The organism is Bacillus sp. DX3.1, from assembly GCF_030292155.1.
Lineage (GTDB): Bacteria > Bacillota > Bacilli > Bacillales > Bacillaceae_G > Bacillus_A.
In genome coordinates this window covers 2,303,329-2,322,300 of sequence record NZ_CP128153.1, presented here as the reverse complement: position 1 = coordinate 2,322,300, position 18,972 = coordinate 2,303,329, and the positions used below count along the sequence as shown (strand labels likewise).

19 protein-coding genes and 4 pseudogenes are annotated in these 18,972 nt (G+C 34.4%); 10 read left to right on the top strand and 13 right to left on the bottom strand.

Annotated elements, in window-relative coordinates; genetic code table 11:
- Nucleotides 1-464 precede the first annotated feature (464 nt).
- Together QRE67_RS11390 and QRE67_RS11385 are read right to left on the bottom strand one after the other, a co-directional pair.
- Complete coding sequence (locus QRE67_RS11390; protein WP_286124945.1) at nt 465-2,987, bottom strand: transglycosylase domain-containing protein; 2,523 nt, start codon at nt 2,985-2,987, stop codon at nt 465-467.
- 712 nt (nt 2,988-3,699) lie between these two features.
- Nucleotides 3,700-3,885, bottom strand: coding sequence for a hypothetical protein (locus QRE67_RS11385; RefSeq protein ID WP_286124944.1), 186 nt, complete (start codon nt 3,883-3,885; stop codon nt 3,700-3,702).
- 92 nt (nt 3,886-3,977) lie between these two features.
- Here QRE67_RS11385 and QRE67_RS11380 point away from each other — a divergent pair, with 92 nt between their 5' ends.
- Nucleotides 3,978-4,181 (top strand): KTSC domain-containing protein, encoded by a 204-nt coding sequence (locus QRE67_RS11380; RefSeq protein ID WP_286125257.1) that lies wholly within the window; start codon nt 3,978-3,980, stop codon nt 4,179-4,181.
- Between the two features lie 531 nt (nt 4,182-4,712).
- Here the strand turns inward: QRE67_RS11380 and QRE67_RS11375 are convergent.
- The gene (locus QRE67_RS11375) at nt 4,713-5,030 is read right to left on the bottom strand and encodes a hypothetical protein (protein ID WP_286124943.1); all 318 of its coding nucleotides are present in this window, start codon (nt 5,028-5,030) and stop codon (nt 4,713-4,715) included.
- Nucleotides 5,031-5,542: 512 nt separating this feature from the next.
- On the opposite strand from QRE67_RS11375, the gene QRE67_RS11370 reads away from it, so the two are divergent.
- Entirely contained in the window at nt 5,543-5,818 is a 276-nt protein-coding gene (locus QRE67_RS11370) for a stage V sporulation protein S (protein WP_286124942.1), read from the top strand.
- Between the two features lie 436 nt (nt 5,819-6,254).
- Here the strand turns inward: QRE67_RS11370 and QRE67_RS11365 are convergent.
- Nucleotides 6,255-6,707: pseudogene (locus tag QRE67_RS11365) on the bottom strand (RNA-guided endonuclease InsQ/TnpB family protein); the annotation flags it as partial.
- A gap of 242 nt (nt 6,708-6,949) precedes the next feature.
- Here QRE67_RS11365 and QRE67_RS11360 point away from each other — a divergent pair.
- Both QRE67_RS11360 and QRE67_RS11355 read left to right on the top strand, forming a co-directional pair.
- A pseudogene (locus QRE67_RS11360) lies at nt 6,950-7,375 on the top strand (exosporium protein C).
- A 207-nt stretch (nt 7,376-7,582) separates the two neighbouring features.
- Nucleotides 7,583-7,798 (top strand): spore germination protein, encoded by a 216-nt coding sequence (locus QRE67_RS11355; protein ID WP_286124940.1) that lies wholly within the window; start codon nt 7,583-7,585, stop codon nt 7,796-7,798.
- 213 nt (nt 7,799-8,011) lie between these two features.
- Here the strand turns inward: QRE67_RS11355 and QRE67_RS11350 are convergent, their stop codons facing one another.
- The gene (locus tag QRE67_RS11350) at nt 8,012-10,099 is read right to left on the bottom strand and encodes a right-handed parallel beta-helix repeat-containing protein (protein ID WP_286124939.1); all 2,088 of its coding nucleotides are present in this window, start codon (nt 10,097-10,099) and stop codon (nt 8,012-8,014) included.
- A 1,020-nt stretch (nt 10,100-11,119) separates the two neighbouring features.
- On the opposite strand from QRE67_RS11350, the gene QRE67_RS11345 reads away from it, so the two are divergent.
- Nucleotides 11,120-11,371 carry a hypothetical protein gene (locus QRE67_RS11345; protein WP_286124938.1) on the top strand — a complete coding sequence of 84 codons (252 nt, stop codon included), beginning with the start codon at nt 11,120-11,122 and terminating at the stop codon, nt 11,369-11,371.
- A 248-nt stretch (nt 11,372-11,619) separates the two neighbouring features.
- Here the strand turns inward: QRE67_RS11345 and QRE67_RS11340 are convergent, their stop codons facing one another.
- The 4 genes from QRE67_RS11340 to QRE67_RS11325 all read right to left on the bottom strand — a co-directional run bounded on the left by QRE67_RS11340 (nt 11,620) and on the right by QRE67_RS11325 (nt 13,338).
- Nucleotides 11,620-12,162 (bottom strand): site-specific integrase, encoded by a 543-nt coding sequence (locus QRE67_RS11340; protein ID WP_286124937.1) that lies wholly within the window; start codon nt 12,160-12,162, stop codon nt 11,620-11,622.
- Nucleotides 12,159-12,644 (bottom strand): ArpU family phage packaging/lysis transcriptional regulator, encoded by a 486-nt coding sequence (locus tag QRE67_RS11335; protein WP_286124936.1) that lies wholly within the window; start codon nt 12,642-12,644, stop codon nt 12,159-12,161. The genes QRE67_RS11340 and QRE67_RS11335 overlap by 4 nt, the downstream gene beginning before the upstream one ends.
- A gap of 28 nt (nt 12,645-12,672) precedes the next feature.
- Nucleotides 12,673-12,843 (bottom strand): hypothetical protein, encoded by a 171-nt coding sequence (locus tag QRE67_RS11330; protein WP_286124935.1) that lies wholly within the window; start codon nt 12,841-12,843, stop codon nt 12,673-12,675.
- A 114-nt stretch (nt 12,844-12,957) separates the two neighbouring features.
- Nucleotides 12,958-13,338, bottom strand: coding sequence for a hypothetical protein (locus QRE67_RS11325; RefSeq protein ID WP_286124934.1), 381 nt, complete (start codon nt 13,336-13,338; stop codon nt 12,958-12,960).
- Between the two features lie 441 nt (nt 13,339-13,779).
- Between QRE67_RS11325 and QRE67_RS11320 the strand changes: the two genes are divergently transcribed.
- The gene (locus tag QRE67_RS11320; RefSeq protein WP_286124933.1) at nt 13,780-13,974 is read left to right on the top strand and encodes a hypothetical protein; all 195 of its coding nucleotides are present in this window, start codon (nt 13,780-13,782) and stop codon (nt 13,972-13,974) included.
- Between the two features lie 278 nt (nt 13,975-14,252).
- Entirely contained in the window at nt 14,253-14,432 is a 180-nt protein-coding gene (locus QRE67_RS11315; RefSeq protein ID WP_286124932.1) for a flagellin, read from the top strand.
- Nucleotides 14,433-14,676: 244 nt separating this feature from the next.
- On the opposite strand, the gene QRE67_RS11310 is transcribed toward QRE67_RS11315, so the two are convergent.
- Complete coding sequence (locus QRE67_RS11310) at nt 14,677-14,994, bottom strand: hypothetical protein (protein WP_286124931.1); 318 nt, start codon at nt 14,992-14,994, stop codon at nt 14,677-14,679.
- Between the two features lie 16 nt (nt 14,995-15,010).
- Nucleotides 15,011-15,226, bottom strand: a pseudogene (locus QRE67_RS11305) (hypothetical protein).
- 85 nt (nt 15,227-15,311) lie between these two features.
- On the opposite strand from QRE67_RS11305, the pseudogene QRE67_RS11300 reads away from it, so the two are divergent.
- A pseudogene (locus QRE67_RS11300) lies at nt 15,312-15,995 on the top strand (site-specific integrase); the annotation flags it as partial.
- Nucleotides 15,964-16,278, top strand: a complete 315-nt coding sequence (locus tag QRE67_RS11295; RefSeq protein WP_286124929.1) for a thioredoxin family protein — start codon at nt 15,964-15,966, stop codon at nt 16,276-16,278. The pseudogene QRE67_RS11300 and the gene QRE67_RS11295, both read left to right, overlap by 32 nt.
- 178 nt (nt 16,279-16,456) lie before the next feature.
- Here QRE67_RS11295 and QRE67_RS11290 read toward each other — a convergent pair whose 3' ends face one another.
- On the bottom strand, nt 16,457-17,239 hold the full coding sequence (locus QRE67_RS11290; RefSeq protein ID WP_286124928.1) for a hypothetical protein: 783 nt from the start codon (nt 17,237-17,239) through the stop codon (nt 16,457-16,459).
- A gap of 212 nt (nt 17,240-17,451) precedes the next feature.
- Here QRE67_RS11290 and QRE67_RS11285 point away from each other — a divergent pair, with 212 nt between their 5' ends.
- Nucleotides 17,452-18,333, top strand: a complete 882-nt coding sequence (locus QRE67_RS11285; protein ID WP_286124927.1) for a cation diffusion facilitator family transporter — start codon at nt 17,452-17,454, stop codon at nt 18,331-18,333.
- Here the strand turns inward: QRE67_RS11285 and QRE67_RS11280 are convergent.
- Nucleotides 18,320-18,958, bottom strand: coding sequence for a phosphatase PAP2 family protein (locus QRE67_RS11280; protein WP_286124926.1), 639 nt, complete (start codon nt 18,956-18,958; stop codon nt 18,320-18,322). The genes QRE67_RS11285 and QRE67_RS11280 overlap by 14 nt on opposite strands.
- Nucleotides 18,959-18,972: the final 14 nt, after the last annotated feature.

Here is an 18,972-nt window from a genome sequence, read left to right as displayed (position 1 = left end):
ACAACTTGAATAGAAAATCTTTAAATTTAATAAAAGCCGATTTAAAAAATCGATTTTTATTACTGCACCTTTCCTTTTAACAGCTTGAGCAATTATTCTACCAGCATTTATGACTATTACAACTACAATGATTCTGTTTTGATAATTGCGTTGAAGGACAAGGTATAAAATGTATTGGATTGCAACAGCTACAAACACTTCTCCATTTCCAACTATCAAAAGAAGACTTATGCTTCTTTTTGCATCGAGATCCCATAAGCCCCTCTCTCTTATACTTTATTTTCATATCCGAGTAGAGGACAAGTTGCAATCTCATTACTACAACATGAAATAGCGACTGTTTTTGTATAATGAATGTGTTGAGATAATGTAAAAAAACACTTATGATACCGAATTAAATACGATATCATAAGTGTTCTTATCTATACTATTTTTAATAATAGAAATGCTGGGCACCATTTCTATTATTGATCACCATTTTGATTAGAAGTTGTCTCACCTTGACCGTTTCCAGTGCCTGGGGTACTCCCTCCGCCATTTCCGTTTCCAGTGCCTGGGGTACTCCCTTCGCCATTTCCGTTTCCAGTGCCTGGGGTGCTCCCTTCACCATTTCCGTTTCCAGTGCCTGGGGTGCTCCCTCCGCCATTTCCGTTTCCAGTGCCTGGGGTACTCCCTTCGCCATTTCCGTTTCCGGTGCCTGGGGTGCTCCCTTCACCATTTCCGTTTCCAGTGCCTGGGGTGCTCCCTTCACCATTTTCGTTTCCAGTGCCTGGGGTACTCCCTTGACCATTTTCGTTTCCAGTGTTTGGTGTGTTTCCTTGACCATTTTCATTGTTTGCATTGTTATCTTGATTATTATCCTGTTGATTTTGCTCTTGTTGTTTATTACTATCTTCCGTTTGTTGCTGCTCTTCTTGCTGTTTGTTTTGGTCATCAGTTTTCTTTTTCTCAGTTGAGTTCGTACTTGGAACTTTCACACTGGAAGAAGAATCTCGTTTTGCACCTTTAACACGTAATTCATCACCTTCTTGAATGACGCTACTTGGTTGTTTAAAACGTGCTGTACTTGTTCCAAACTCACTCATCATCTCTTTAAACATACGTTGTGCGATAGGGGTTGAGTTGGAATTAAGATAACCGTCCCCTTTGTTATTATATCCTGTCCATACTGCCATTGTATATTGCGGTGTATAACCAGCAAACCAACTATCAGGAGATGCCGATGCAGGTATACCATATTTCGCTAAGTCTTTAGCGTCATAGTTTGTTGTTCCAGTTTTACCGGCAACGTCTAATGAACTCACATTTGCCTTCGTACCTGTACCAGAATTGACAACCGATCGCAGCATATCTGTAATCATATAAGCTGTATAATCTTCCATTACTCGTTTTTGTTTTGGTTTAAAACTTTTTTCTTTTCCATCAGAAAAAATTACTTTTCTTACAAAGTGTGGTTTATTGTATTTACCATCATTACCAAAAGCAGCATAAGCGCCTGCAACATCTAGTGGCGAAGACTCATTAGTACCAATTGCACTTGATTCTACTGCATCTTCTTTGAATGTAAGACCAAGACTTTCTGAGAAGCTTTGCGATTTACTTAGCCCTACTTCTTTCGCTGTTTTGATAGCTGGCACGTTACGAGACATTTTAAGAGCGTCGCGCATCGTCATAGCACCTTTGTATGTTTTATCAGCATTTTGAACCTGTTGTCCTGATGAATATTTATATGCAGAGTCATCAACTTGATGATTCGTTGACCATTTTAAATATTCAATTGCTGGACCATAATCAAAGATTGGTTTCATTGTTGAACCTACTGGACGTTCCAGTTCAATAGCCATATTATACCCTTTAAATGTTGCTTTACTTTCACCACGACCACTACCGATTGCACGAACTTCTCCCGTTTTTGTATCCATAAATGTAAATGCACCTTGGAATTGATCGTCTGGATAATCAATAATATTCTCGTTTAGAAGATTATCTGCAAATTGTTGTGCCTTTGTATCTAATGTTGTGTAAATTGATAATCCATCAGCACCAATATTCACATCTGGCATTTCTGTTTCAATTTCTTTCACAACGGCATCTAAAAAGGCAGGATATGGCATTTCTGTTACCTCTTTAGGCGGAAGGAGTCCTTCTGTTACAGGCACTTTTTGCGCCTCTTCCATTTGTTTTTGAGAAATATATCCATGTCGATTCATTAAATGCAACACAACATCACGACGTTCTTTTGCTCGCTCTACATTTTGTTGTTTTGTTGGATCATAAATACTAGGTCCTTTTGGTAGTCCCGCAAGCATCGCCGCCTCTGGTAAAGTTAAGTCTTTTAACTCTTTTCCATAGTAGTTTTCTGCTGCTGTTGCAATACCGTAAGAGCGATTGCCTAGATTAATCTTGTTTAAATACATTTCTAGTATTTCGTGTTTTGAATATTGTTGCTCTAGTTTATACGCTAAATATATTTCTTGTGCTTTACGCTTTGGTGTTTTGTCCATCGAAAGAAAGTAGTTTTTGATAACCTGTTGCGTAATTGTACTACCGCCTTGTGAACCATATTCCCCCTTAAGACTGACTAAAACTGCACGTGAAGTCCCCTTAACGTCAATTCCACTATGATCATAAAAACGTGCATCTTCTGTTGCTAAAAATGCATTTTCTACTAATTTTGGAACTTGATCGTAAGTGATATTTGTTCGTTTTTCTTTACCATATTCATATATCAATTTTTTATCTTTATCATAGATTTTTGCCGATAAAGGGTTAACAAGCTTCGCTTTATCAAGTTTTGGAGCATCCTTTATCATAATGAAAAAAGTAGTAATTCCAGCTACGAGTGTCACGATTCCAAGTATTAAGCACCCTATTAAAAATTTACGAAAAAAGGACTTTTTCCCCATCGTTTTTTCTTTAGTTGTGCTTGGATGTTTCTTCTTTTGTACTTGTCTTCGCTCTTCTCGAGAACGATAGTTTTCTGACATGTTACTTTCTCCTGCCTTTCATTTCTCCGAAAAAATCGATTCATGTACCTTCTTGCTAACACGATTACAAGAAAAGAAATTGATCAGTATCGTGATAACTTATGCCCATTCACCTGAATTTTCATAATATACACAGCACAGCAAATTTGCAATCTCTTACTACTCAATAATCATACAACTCACACCTTATTTAATTTGTTAATAGATAGATAATTTCCCTACTGTTTTTTTAACCTTCTTTCCTCTTCAAAATGAAAACACACCGTAAAAAAACTTTCCTATAATTCAATAAAAATATCACATTCATGTTAATTTCATGTGAACTTGCCAAAAAACCCTGTCAATCAGCAAAACAACGTTAAACCAGTGTGCCTCATCATCTCAAAATAACAATAAAAATGTTCCATTCACGTCGTATAAACATAGGTGAATGCATATACATCCTCAGTTTATCAAAGTCAGACGAATTTTTTCGAATTCCTCTCATATAAACAAAGATAAGTAGAAGTCTTTTAACAAAATTTAATATACTACATTATCCTGAAATTTTATACCCTTCCGCTTTAAGAATTCCTACGCCAATCGGTTCCCTACAGCACCTTTCCCTTTACTTTTCGTATAATTTGAAGGTAAGTACATTATATATATCAAAAAAAACACCCATTTGGATGCTTTTTATTTTGTCCTCTTAGCAAATTCTTTTTTCTTAAATTTAAAAATTTGACACAACCTTATGTAGAATAACTGTGAAATGATTTTTCCTTACAGGAATAACGTTTTGAACAGCTATGTTATAAGAACCCGTTTCCTCTTTTTTTTGTTCAACAATTTGGTTTAAAACAAATGCAAGAGAATCATTCTCTTCAAGTACAATATCAATAAACTCCTGTTCGTTCATAATCTATCCCTTCTTTCCAATACTCATACTTCGACAAAATAGGAGGATTTCCCTTCGTCAATATACAAATAAGGAGATGAGCTCATTTGACTATGTATCCGGTAATTTCTAAACATTTAGTCGCAGTAGGCTATAATTCGCCATCTATGATATTACGCATTCAATTTAAAAACGGTACATATGACTACTACAATGTACCAGAAAGTATTTACAGTAGCTTAATGAGTGCACCGTCGAAAGGAATCTATCATGCAACATACATAAAAAATTCTTATCGCTATACTAAAATTGGATAAAAGTATAACTATTCTAGAGAAGTTGTTGTTTGCTTCTCTTATTTTTTATTCGTGTAATTCATTCATCTATATAAATACAAATTAAAAAACCGACATAACCCCCTTCTTTTTAGGTGGTAGAGAGCATCCAGCCATGCATAGAAGCGGTCAGATCTTTTTCCTGCCCAGACATAGTGAAAACAAAGAGAGAAAACGAGTGCAGGTCACCTTTTGTTATCCATAGCCGTGGCTATATGTCGAAAAATCAAAATGGATTTATATATGACGCAAAACATAGGCTACAATCCACCAACAATAACTAAATACAGACAAGGTAGTCTTTACCTTTGAAACATCAGTCTTACATGTCACTAATCCCTGTCACAACCCACGATAGACTAAAGAAATATCGATAAGAACAGAGTAATCACTAAACGCAATTCTACAAAAACGTCCCCTCTACAAAGCGATCGTTCGCACATGCAATCTCTTCTCGATTCCAATGTCGCTTATGTGCTTTTTATCGTTCACGATCTGAATAGAAAAAGCATCCTATTGGATGCTTAATGTTTCATAACCATTTAATTTTCCAATACCAGATAAATCAACTTCTGTATCGACCAAACTAGGAGTGAATTTTACTATTTTTGCTGTCCCTTGTAGAACTTCTCCTTCAGTAGTCAAAAATTCAAATTTTGGTTGCTCGTTTCTCTTCATGATTTCAATAAAAAGTTGATCTTTACTATTAAATCCACGAATAATGACTTCCCAGTCTAAATAGTGATCAATCCTTACATAAGCTACACTAAATTCAATTTCTTCTTTCATATCCCCTAAATAAGTGATTTTCTCTAGTTCAAACTGTGCCATATGATTCCCTCCTTATTTACCTTAGATATTCGACATAAAGACAGGAAACCCTACAAAGTCAAAAGCATTCATTCGTGCGTTTTTGTGGTTATGGGATTCTTTCAATAGAAGAAATGTATTGAGGATTATTGATCATTAACAATAAAGACTTTTAATGTTTTTATAATAAATAAGCACTGTTCATCTGTTGAACGATGCTCATCATGTGGTTAGTTCATAAACGATGTACAAATCAACCACTTCAGTAAAAGTAAGAAAAACGAATGAAAACATTAAATTTAAATGTTGCTTTTTTATGAATTATGTCCCTCATTCAACTAACGGGCGACGATTGTTTCATAAGACAATCGCTTCTTTATTTACGCTAACGGGCAGGAATAGCTCAAAAAGTATCGAATGAATAGATTCAATAGTTCTGTTTGATTTGGATATGAATATTAGTTAAAGATACATTAATTACATTCCTTTCAGTAACCAAACAAAGCAATTAAATAATAGGGGGAGCAACTTATATGGATAATATATTAAAAGTATCATCAAAATCAAATCCCAATTCAGTTGCAGGTGCAATTGCAGGCGTATTAAGAGAAAAGGGTACTACAGAAATTCAAGTGATTGGAGCTGGCGCTTTAAATCAAGCGATTAAAGCCATTGCTATTGCAAGAGGATTCGTAGCTCCTAGCGGTGTTGATTTGGTTCTTGTTCCGGCATTTACAGATATTTTAATCAATAATGAGAAAAGCACAGCAATCAAATTAATTATAGGTCCTAGAAAAATTAGGTCCTAGAAAAAAATGATAGATTTCCGTTGAGAGTATAAATATCAGAATTATCAAAAAAAATTTCTCATGGTTACATTAGTTTGTTAAACTAACAGGTGGCGATAGTTAAATAAGATATATGGAGGGACCGATAAAAATCGGTCTTTTTCTTTTTGTACTAAATCAACACTAAAGATTAACAGCGCCTAATAAAAAAACTATATGTCAAATAAAGATCTTTATTTACATCAAATACGTATCACTAAATCGTGAATGACCCCTCCTTAACACTCTTACGAGTTGTTTGAAGAAGGGGCTTCCTGTTTCATAGAGTGTTGCTGCTTGGGAGTTACCCAAGCAGTCTTACATACTCTCCACAGGCGTCGTTTATACTGTTTGGACACAACCTTGCCCTACAGTTTCAGTCGTTCTCACAAGTAATTGCTCTAACCCTTTTCGCAAAAATCGGACGATAAAGAAGAATATCAATTTCTCCTAGTCGTTTGTTATATAATTTTCCATTATCCGCAAATGACATTGCGAAACGGTGTTTCCCATTCGGTTTGAATCCAAATTGAGTGAAGGTGAGGCTATTATATTCTTTATACTTTTTCAATTTTGGATAGTTGGCATCCCTACGAAAAAAACCATCATATGCCTTTTTCAGTCGTAAAAATACTTCTTGTAAAGGCTGTGATGGCACTTCTTTTAGAAAAGGATAGGTTTTCTTATCTATTGTTTGTTGCTTTTGCATGTCAGAACGTGTATAGGATTGTTTGTTTTCTTTATATTTTCTCTGTTTGTCTAAAAGAGCAGAATTATAGGTTTGACGACAATATTGTAGCCAACGGTCTAAAGTTTCTTTTTGTTCTTTCGTTGGGGAAATTTCGTATTTTTGACTCAGCAACATTGTCATCACCTTCCTCTTTTTTCGTTGTAGTGTTTCAGATTCCTAAACGCAAAAACAGAATATATGTTCGTTTTTATTTCTAGGATTATCATACATGATGTTACATAAAAAGGAAATAGAAATTTCGTGCTATGCACGACCAACATTCATCCCCTCCCTACCACCTGGGCTATACCCTGCACGTGCTTGAGGAAGAGGACTTCTGTTGGAGTACTATTAAAAAAGGATTATTTCGCAAAAAATTCCCAATATATGTCCAAGCTACGCAGCCACTTAGTAAAGTCAATGAACTAACCTTCGAAATTCCGCACTCTCCAACAAAAAGAGATCTAGCATCCATTCAATTAAGAATCCCTAGAAGAAATTCACGTGATAATAAAGTAGAATTAATCGCTACAGTTGGTGTTAAAGGAATAAGTGAAATATCACAAATTTTGTTTAGGATTTTTCGTGATGACAGAGAAATTTTCAACACGCAAGTAGGAATTTAATCTACTGATTCTGAGCAGTTCTACGCTATAACATTTCAAGCCATAGATACAAATTTAAGATCTGGATCTCATGTTTATACATTAACTGTCGAGAACCTTACTCCTAATGCACGCGCAGACGTTGTTGGATCTATTTCTTTTAGTGGCCTAGCTATTGGACAAAATCATGATTGCGATTATTAGGACTAGCTTTTTGTAGTACGCTTGAGATAAGCAAGAACTAATTTCTAGGTTCTTGCTCATCATTTCATATGATTTACGTCCTTCTCTACTTTCTACTAAAATGAACTTTTTGTTTAATTTTTTACTTTTACATAAATTACAGCTGAACCTTTTGAAAAATGAATCATATAGTGATGTAAACAATCCCTGACAAAGTAGGTGAAGATTATGCCATCTGTTGTCGCAAATCTTGTCGTACAAAATAGTAACGGTTCTTTCAACTTAGGTGATTTTTACAACGTTTCTCCAAAAGAGAATACGAAAGCTTATAATGGTTCAGGATCATCCAATGTTGCTTTTGTTACCAATACCTTTAACGGTGTTAGTGCAACAAATACATTCGATTCTGATGTTGCAGACCAAAATCAAGTCGGAACAGCCTAAATTGCCGTTTTCAGCCTGACATATTAATTCTCTATTGCCTTATTACTCACGAATAGCGAGATAAAACAACACAATTTAGAGGGCACAAAAAAAGTGAATTACACAAAGAATTCCTTTCATACATTGCTTAGTTCTTATATACTTCTTTGCAATATAAAAAGCCGACTCATAAGAGCCGGCTTTCAATTTCATTTCTACTTTAATGTCCCATCATTAATTTGTTGGTAAGTTAATATTTACAAAAGTGTTATCTGAAGAAGTGAAATTGCGAATGTGATTCTTATTTGTGTAATACTTCAGAGAAAGTGGTGTTGCTCCTGTATAAACAAAATCGCTATCCTTTAAGATTAATTCATTTGCTACAGCAGCTGAACCAGAAGCCAAAAGTGAAGCAAACGCCGGATTACTTATAGTAACTCTACATCTTTCCGCTTTATAAGTTGTGTATGGTCTGTTGGTATCAGATAGGAATAAGTTATTTTTTGTATTAATATTTACAATACAATCTTCTAGTGAGGTGTTAGGGTTTTGATTATCCACGTTCGTTATCCCTACTTCAACGGTTGTATCAGTTAACTTCGATTTGGATATAACTATATTCATAGGAATGTAGTTGTAGATATGGTTTCTCAACTCGCAACCGATAAACTCAGAACGATTGAACTCACAATTTACTGGTACTGTTGGAGTTGGATTTTCGGAACGTACTTTCAAATTATCAAAAGTACAGTTGTTATACTCACGTACTTTGAAAGTAACCTCTCTTTGTAATCCTACAGACTTAAACGTACATCCAGACATCTTATTAAGCTGCATTCTAGGAGCAGAAGGTGGATCATCAGTATAAATAACGTAGTTATCCTTGAATGTACAATTATCACCACCTACAACAAACTCTGGGTTCACGTAATGGTTGTTTGACAACATTACTCTATAGTATAGGCTATTCAAGTCCATTTTCCCGCCAGAGAAATGATTGTCTGTAATGTTAACGAAAGCAGAACTGAAATTTGATGTCATTAACCCAATATTGTTCTGACAGTTATATAAAAAGTTACCTTTAATTGTAGCATGTGTTAAAGAATACAGATTAATAGCTATGAAGTCTATATTGTATATATGGTTATTTTCAATCGCAACGTCAAAGCATCCAGTTAAAATACCATGATAGCTACCGTATATATGATTGTCTCTAATTTTACAATTCGCACCATAAGAATCTTCCATGTTAATAGAATACCTTGTTGGATCATTGAAGATAGGCTTTCCATCCAAAAACCTAACTAATCCTTTTCCATTATCACGGATTGTATTGTGTTGAATAACATTATAGTTACCGCCTAAAGTGATTCCTCCCCTATGCCCATTGAAAATTTCATTGTACTCAACGACATTATGATGAGGTATACCACCAAACATAATCGTTATTTGCATATTCTTACTTGGATTATTTTCATTATAAAACTGTAGTCTAAATTTCGTTGCGTTTATAGGAATTGAAATGTCTGTATAGATTCTTCTCTTCTTCATAGCTCCAATGAATTTGTTGTTATTGTCATAAAAGAAGATATCGAAATCTTTGTTGTTTAAATTAGTTATCCTAGCATATCCTGAACCAGATATAAGTAGGGAATTTATCTTTGGAGTTAAATTTTGAGGTATGTTTAGTAGTTTAGTTGTGAGTGTATTAGTTGAGGGGATTGGTTGTCCTGTATTGTAATCTAATGCATTTAGGGTTAATCCTTGGTCAAACTCACCGTAGTTAAAAATACTATCTGAGCTGAACGAAATGTTATCACCCATATAATCTCTAACAATACAATGATCTATTGAGCAGTAGCTAGAGCTTTTCTGAAAAAGGACTCCATACGTATGCTCCATCGCCACTTCTAAAGGATTGGAAAAGCTTCTGTCATCCCTACATCCAATAATAGTTCCACCAAATAAATGAGAATTGGTGACTTTGCTAAATATGATACTATTCCCTTTGAAGTTGTAATAATCTGTTGTTGTTCTATTATCAAATGGTGATTTTTTATTAGAATCGTATATTACTTTTAGTGTTGATCCATTTAAATTTAAGTCCAAATTTGAAACCATAGTAATTTCACGAGGGTAACATATAGCATAATTACCTGCTGGAAGAACAACTCCAGAATAATTGTTAGCTGATGCATATTGTAATGCGCTGTTTATCCCTTGAATATTCTTATCAGCTTGTATATAATCTGCATCTACATAAGGTTTTTGGGGTAATCCTTCTTTTATTCCCCAACGATTTAATTCGAGTAAATAATACATGTCTCTATCACCTCTTCATTTTCTTAAAATAGTATATTCATTAACATAAAAAGTCGTCTCCGCAGAGGACACGACTTTTAGCATTACTTCACATGTACATAGGCTTCGTTACCTGTAACACAGAATTTCGCTATACTTAATCTACAGTACTTTCACTCAATAGTTATTTCACAGAGCATAATTTTTATTTTTATTTGTATATTTTTATATTCACAAATTTCCCCTTTCCTCTATAATTTTAAAATAGGAAGCGTTAAAATGATTTTACAAGACCAAGATATTATTAAATTTTAAAAACGCATTTGTAATGTAATTGAGACACTTCAAGAACAAAACCAAGTAAAACAAAAACTGGCGTTAGTATAGTTCTGTGGACACATCTAAGTTAAGTTACTAAAATGTACTTTGAAAGGATGTGTCCTGATAGAACGTAAAAATACAAGTAGAAAACACAATAAATATAGTTAATTATGCACCTTATATATAAACTAAGAAACATCTTCCTTTTTTACTGAGAAGCATCAATTCTGTTTTGAAAAACCCCGAAAACCTCTCCTTTTTTTCTATACTTACCTATGCTTTTTCACCGCTTACCTATATCTTATATTGTGTGTAACTGACTGAAACTCCGGAACCCTCGCTGTGCTTAATTTCATAAGACTTTTTATTTTGAGTACACAACACGAAAAATATGAGTAACTGTATAAAATAAAAGGCTCTGTTAAATTTTATTGTTGATTTTTAGCCAAATAAAAAGACCGATTTAGCTCGGTCTTCTTGTACATCTTATTGTACTAACGCACCCGTTACTTTAAGTACATTTATTCACAATCCTTCTGCCTTAATAAAAGCTGCCTTTTGTGAAGGATAAGATTGTCCCGTTACTATGAAAAGCGTCGTTGTCAATTCTTTCAACCGAAAAAAAAGCTACCAAAAGTGGCTTTTAAAAGGCCCGTGTCCAAGCAGTTTTATCCTTCCTTGAATCTTATATTATTGAGATTGATTTAGGAGGTGAAAATTATGGCAAAAGTTAAGTTGGATGATACAATATGCTGCTTCTACGGCCCTACTTCCAACGGTCATATTGTTGTAAAATGTGGTAAGGCTAATGAAGTATGTACAACCGAGATTCAACATGGTCAAGAAACCCTTCCTATTATTCCAGTGGTTACTCCTCTTGTTGCTAACTGTGGAGAATGTCATAAACTAGTTCCTTCGTTTCCAGGATTTGAAAAATTTACATTGGTTTATGCTGACGATGACGAAAACTAACTAAGTAATCCTAATACTTTAGAAAGACAAGCCCATGTTAGTTATGTTTAAAATATGGGCTTGCCTAAATCTACATACTCTAAAAATCATCGTAGTTAATATTCTTTGGGTCCAAGTTCTGATAAATTCCAATTCTAATCGTATCACAGGATTTTAATCTAAAAATTAAACTAAATTGCCCTTTTAGTTTAACAAGAAAATCAACAATATTCTTTAACAGAGCCAAATAAAAAAAGAAAAAGCAATGATTAGATTTTAAATCTTTTCATCGCTTTATCCATTGCATCTTGATTTACACCTATATAACGAAGCGTTACCTTCTCCGATGAATGATTAAATATCTCCATAAGTAAAGCAATGTTCTTTGTTTGCATGTACATATGGTATCCGTAGGTCTTTCTTAAAGTATGTGTACCTATCTCATCTAATCCAAACTCTGCTGCGGTTCCACTCAATATCTTATATGCCATACTTCGACCAATCGGACGATTCTTTCCTTGTCTACTTTGTAATAAGTACTCATCATCTTCTCTATCTTCATTGAACCAGCGGAGCTCCCTCTTTAGTGCTGCAGTGATTTGAATCCGTTTCTGTTTACCTGTTTTCTTTTCTCGCATAGATATATGGCTCCCTTTCACATCACCTACCTTCAACTTTAAAATATCACTGATTCGTAAACCTGTATTAATTCCCATGATGAACAAAAGATAATTACGCTCATTCTTTTCTTTTAAATACTCTTTTATTTGCTGTATTTGCTCTGTATCACGAATAGGTTGAACAAAATTCATTGCTCATCACCTCCAGATTGTTCTTGCTCGTAAACTTCTAATCTAAGAGCAAAAGCGAGATTATAGAATGCTCTAGCTTTAACACGACGATAAGTACGTTCACTCATGCCAATTTCGTTATAAACCATGTAATCACATACATCTTCATCTTCTAAATAACGCTTGATAATAATGTCTCTTTGATTCTTTCCTGCTCCATTATTACCAAACCTACTCAATGCTTGGTCTATTCGAAAAGACATTTTATCTAACCATTCTTCTCGTTCACTTTGCTGTATATTTGCTAAAGCAACATCTTCTAAAGGTTTTCCAACATCATAAGTAGGACCATGATATCTAACTTCATAAGAAGGAGTGACTTTCATTTCTTTACGAATCATTCCAAACTGCCTATATATACGTACACTCTCAAGAACACCTTCTAAACGTTCCTGTGTTGCTGCGCGATCAATTTTTGGTAAGAAAGATAATTGTTTAGTCATGTAAGACCACTCCTTATTATTTTTTAATTTACTTCTGTCTTAAAGCTCCGCGTCCACGTTCATAACGTGGTCCACGAATCCCCATTAAATCCTCAATATCGCGTGTGCTCAACTTCTCTTTTCGTTTTTTCTTATGTTTCTTTTTTGCTTGTTTAGATTGTTTTTTCCATTCACGTAATTGATCTTTTAATGCTTTCATTCCCCACATCTCCTTTTTATAAAATAAAAAGGACACCAATCAATAGCGCAGTAATTGTTACTGCTCTATTGAATTGATGTCCTCTAGTTTTCTAGCCGGACTATATTCAAAGGATTATTTTATATAGATTACTATAAGCATCCATAAAGCCAAGGCGCCAACGATAGCGAGCGCTATACGCGTAGATAGTACCCTTACTTCAAAGTCTGTTTTCTTGGAGGGTTCAGGATATGCAATTACGTAAATTCCCTTTAATAATGCAAGCCATGCAATAACCGTTACGAACCCCTGCCAGTTAAATACCCATACATTATGTAGGATAACAGTACCTAACCCTAGGAAAATCGATAGAAAACCATACATAATACCAAATCCTCTATCTTCAACCACTAATTTTTTCAATTCACGTAGTACCGACGGACGGACGAAAAGTATTCCCGATACGATAACCGTCATCCATCCCCAGAACAGTCCTAAAAAAGTACTAGTTTCCATTATTAGTTCACTCCCCTCAATTATATTTATATTTCAGATATTCCCCCCTTTAGAACAATTCCAGAACCTTTATGTATAGGCTAAAGTCTGCTCTTTTTAATACAAAAAAAGTTTTTATTCTAAACCCTCGTTATCATCTTCAATTTCCTCCATACGTCCGATCGCTTCGGCTAACGTGTTTACTACATACATGTCATTTCCTTGATTGTAAAAAGCGTTATTCAAAGCCGTTAATGCGGAGAAGGGTGAAGTTCTAATTCTCGTAAAACCTCAATCATAATCAATTCACACTCTGTCATCTTTCATCCTCACTTCCTACTAAAATAGCGTTTTTGTTTAGTTTTATACTGTTAATCCTTTGCTTCTCCTCTACATTTTAAAAATCAAATGTAGTAAAATGTATTTAATAATTACAATACACTGAAAATAGGAGGTCAATATATGAATAAAAGACTTAAGATATTAATGAAAATTACACCTTTCCTAAGCGTACTTTTTATCTTAATCGGATTAATTATGGCAATATTAGGTGCATTAGATCATAACCTAAAATTATTGACTGGTTCACTATTCGTAATTGCACAAGCTGTACTTGCAATAACATATACTAAGATGTTTAAAAAAATAGGTTTCTAAAACTTAAAACATTTAGTACCAGCTGAAATGCTAGGTATATCTACTGAACATTTCAGCTGGCGTTTCTTATCCAAATAACGATTTTGTTTAATTTTCCTCTCTCTTCCTATCCAGCATAATATTTCAAATCTACCCCATACTATTGTTACAACAGCATTTATTACTAAAATATTTTTCAATACATTTTATGCATAATCAGTACAATACTAAAAAACACTTTAGTAATTTTTAATAATTATGTTGCTTGTATACCTACATGTAATAAGGAGGGATGTAAAATGGAGAAAGCGAATGAAAATGCATCTAAATCAAGCCGTCGAGCAAAAGAGGACGAAATTGCTACAGAGGCAGGTGTGATCCAAAAACTACAATCGCTTCAACCAGCAAGTGAAGAATCTGTATTAGCTCCAACTAATCAGCTTCCATCTAGCGTTCTGAAACCTCTTGAAGATAAATAAAGATTTTTATAAAAAAGGGTCAGTCGCAAATATCGGCTGTCCTTTTATTTTTCTTAAAAATCCTTAAAACCACTTTCGTCCTTATAAAAGGTTCAGCCAAGATAATTGTAAAATTAGTCATAACTAAAAATACTGAAGACTACGTTCCAAATCTACATAAACCTTGGTCGAACCTCATAATACATCCCAATCTTCACGTTTTCTCATTTTCAATTCTCCATTTCTTAATAAAATTCAATTTGTATTAAAATAACGCTTTTGTTAAAACTTCCGTTGAAGCAATGATGCAAGGGTTTTTAATATTTTCACGCTTAATCACCCATTCAAACGGCATCATAGTAAATAAAGTTCCCCCAATACTTTTCACTGCTTGTCTCTGTGTCTGTTCTTCAGGTGGTAAATCCTCAACAGGTATAAGCATTCTATTTTGTAAACTAACTTCTAAAAGTTCAGTTTCTATTTCTTCTATTTCAAGCCCAGTCTCCTTCGCATAAAATTTAATCGCTTGTTCGACTGTCTCTGCGCAAACAAAATCAATGCCCAACATTCTAAATACCCTCATCGTTTTTCCCCTTTCGTTATAGTACTTTTCCGTTTATTTTTTCAATATTCCACTCGACATATTTTCCAAATCCGATTGATTGATTCAGTATTAGCACAGCAATTTCAATATGATACTTTCTTAAATTCCTTACTATTTCTGTAAAGCTAGCCCCACTGTTCCACATTTCATGAAAGCGAATCACGTCTCTTTCATCCCAAAGAAAGTTTACTTACTCTAATGCTATATATATTCAAAGGTAATCCACGTTGCTTCTGTTATTTTATTAGATTAACATTCGTTTTTGCTAATCCCATAAAGCGCATTTTGCCAAAACAGTTAATACATGGACTGAAGAGGAAGTACTACGATTCTTAGAACACGCTAAAGAAAGTCGTTATTATATTGTGTATTTACTTGCTATTACATGCGGTATGCGTAAAGGTGAAATTTTGGATCTTCAATGGAAAGATATTGATTTTGAGAGAAGAACACTATCCATTAACCGTTCCCTCTCTCATATTACAAAAGAATTCCATGAGCCTAAAACTTCTTCAGGAAAACGATTAATCGTTTTACCTGAGATTACTCTGCAAGCTCTTAAAGAACACTTCGAAAAAATATTTGAAGAAAAAGAACAGCATGGAAGTGAATATAATGACTATGATTTAGTCTGCCCTACCTCCAACGGTAATCCTTGCAATTTCAGAAGTTTGACACAGCTGTGGAAAAAGCTTATAAAGAAAAGTGAGGTTCCTAATATTCGTTTCCATAATCTTCGACATACTGATGCAACTTTAATGTTAAAACAAGGTATTCATCCGAAGATTGTAAGTGAACGTTTAGAACATAAAAGAGTAGGCATCACATTAGACACCTACTCTCATGTCGTACCAGGTCTACAAGAAAAAGCAGTTGAAGATTTTGCAAATACGGATTTTGCATTAACCATACTAGCAAATTCGTATAACATTGAAAGGAGCAAAAAACATGAAAGAAATCAAAACAGAGCAAGAGTTTAAAGACATTATCGCAAGCGAGGAACCAGTTGTTGTCAAATTTTTCACAACATGGTGCCCAGATTGCGTGCGTATGAATAACTTTATCGGAGATGTAATGGAAGAGTTCAACAAATTTGAATGGTACTCTATTAATAAAGATGAGTTTCCACATATTGCTGAAGAGTATCAAGTAATGGGAATTCCAAGCTTATTAGTGTATCAAAATGGTGAAAAACTAGGTCATTTACATAGTGCCAATGCAAAAACAGAAGAGCAAGTTACTGAGTTTTTAGAAGCATACTAATCCAAATAAAGTGTTTTTATAACAAAAAAATCCCTTTAGATAAAGGGATTTTTTTGCAAGAAAAGGCTCATATATATCCATAAAAACTTATATGAGAAGCAATTCTTTAAATTTCATAAATTGGAACTTCTACCTGTAAGGTATTACTGCTCATTATCGAGGGGTAAATGCGTCCTTTTTAATTAAACTTCCTTCCAAAAACAGTAAAACTAAAAATATCATTTGTCCACTTTCCCTTACTGTACATATATAAAACAAATCCACTAATACTCGTGAGTGCAACAAGAACAAAAAGATATATCCAGTTACTGTTATTATTACTCTTTAATTCTTTTATAATTTGAGCCTTGCTATCTCCAATATAAATAGACTTCCCATATCTAGCGGGCAATTCTTTAACCACATTTCCATCTACTTTTCCAAGTACAACTACATTTTCGTTATTTCCTACTACTCTATACGAATAAAACTGTTGTGTTCCATTTGCTAATTTTGTAGAATCTCTTTGAATATCATTTGTCCTTTGTGCTATCACATTATTGGTATTTAATTCCACAATCGGTGTTGTAAGAGATACATTCTCTTTGTTTAATAGTTTTAATTCTTTTTTTCCTATATGTATCGGTTTATTATAAAAAGATGTCACCTCACCATTACTCCATAAAGAGCGATTCGGTGCAGAAGATTGTGTATAATGTTTCATTTTCTTCTTTTCAATTCGATTCACAATAGCATAGCCATCAGCAAGAAGTGTTTCGTCTTTTTTTACACTTTCAGAATAAATTTTTCCTTGTATAAAATATATACCATCTGATACTTTTTTATCGCTTGAAATCATTTTTAAATTATCAAGCTTATTAAAAAGTAAAAAACTATTCAAACTCTTATACCCATAAAAAACACATATGATTAATAAGATTGTGAATAATGCTCCTATTTTGATCGTCGCCTTTCTATTCATTAATTGTCCTCCCTACCTCACCAGTAATCTCAGCTGCATTATAAATAGAAGTATTGTTGATGTACATATTAACCTTTTTGCCCTAAGCTAACATTTTTACCCCCTACTTAAAAAGCTATAAAACGTCAACAATGTTTGTATAGACCCACTCGACTTGTATTTGATACTCTATGTATAGAAAGAAATTCCTAACAGAAAGGTGAGTGATCGTTATGAATTCACTTTCTAATAAAGAAGCTGATAAAGGAGCCATTGTCAGCATTATCGCCTACATATTTTTAGCAACACTGAAAATTGTGATTAGCTATATCGCCCTTTCCAGTGCGTTACGTGCGGATGGTTTAAATAACTTAACCGATATTGGTGCTTCGGTAGCCATTTTGATCGGGCTTAAAATTTCTCGCAAACCTCGCGATCCTGATCATCCATATGGTCATTCTCGCGCAGAACAAATCGCTTCACTTATTGCCTCTTTTATTATGGCAACAGTTGGTTTAGAGGTTATCGTAAGTGCGGTTCGTTCCTTCCTCAATCCTCAACAAACTGCGCCAAACGTAATGGCTGCTTGGGTTGCTTTATTTTGTGCTGTCGTCATGTATGGTGTGTATGTATATAATAATGGGATTGCCAAACGCACAAAAAGCAAAGCGCTAGAGGCAGCTGCGAAAGATAATTTATCGGATGCACTTGTTAGTATTGGTACGGTTGTTGGTATTGTTGCTGCACAGTTTCATATGCCAATTCTCGATCCAATTGCCGCTCTGCTAGTTGGTTTTATTATTTGTAAAACAGCATGGGACATCTTTTCAGAAGCTTCTCATATGTTAACAGACGGCATTGATCCGGATAAGATGGAAGAATACGCGCAAGCAGTTCAATTGGTTTCAGGTGTAGAACATATTGTCGATATTCGTGCTCGCATGTACGGGAATCAAACATATGTTGATATTACAATTGAAGTAGATGCTCATATGGATGTGAGTAAAAGCCATCATATTACCGATACAATTGAAGATATGCTAGAACAAGAATTCGGGATTTTACATACACATATTCATGTGGAACCCATGCAAAAAGAACCTATGATGACATAGGTTCTTTTTTAATGAATGCTCGGTGAAATATAATGCATAAAATGAGCCAACTTCCACCCGCTGCCCAACCCGCTAAAATATCGGATGGATGATGAACACCGAGATAAACACGGCTAACAGAGATAGAGGAAATAATGAAACATGTGATAAAAATGAGCAACAACTTTTTGTGCAACGAAATACGGTGCTCAGTAATTGTTACATACGCAATAAACCCTAGAAACGCCGTAGCATTCATTGTATGACCGCTTGGAAAGCTATATCCAGTCGCTGTTACAAGCTGTGATACATCCGGCCTTGGTCGTTCATACCATAGTTTTAGCATGCTGTTGAGATAACGGGATCCGTAATAATTAATCAGTAAAAATACCGCACTTAACAGCTTCGTTCGAATGAGAAAGTACATTGCGACTATGAGCAGTAATGGAAAATATATTTTTTCCGAACCGATGTAAGACATCCACACGAAGTATGATGTCAAATAATCGTTCCGAAAGCTTTGAATGAATTCGCTAATAACATTATCAAATTTCTCAATACAAGCGGTATGATACGAAAGTGATAATACGACAAAACAAATGAGTAACGTACAACTTAACATGTATAAATGTCGATATCGTTTCACATACATAACCTCAC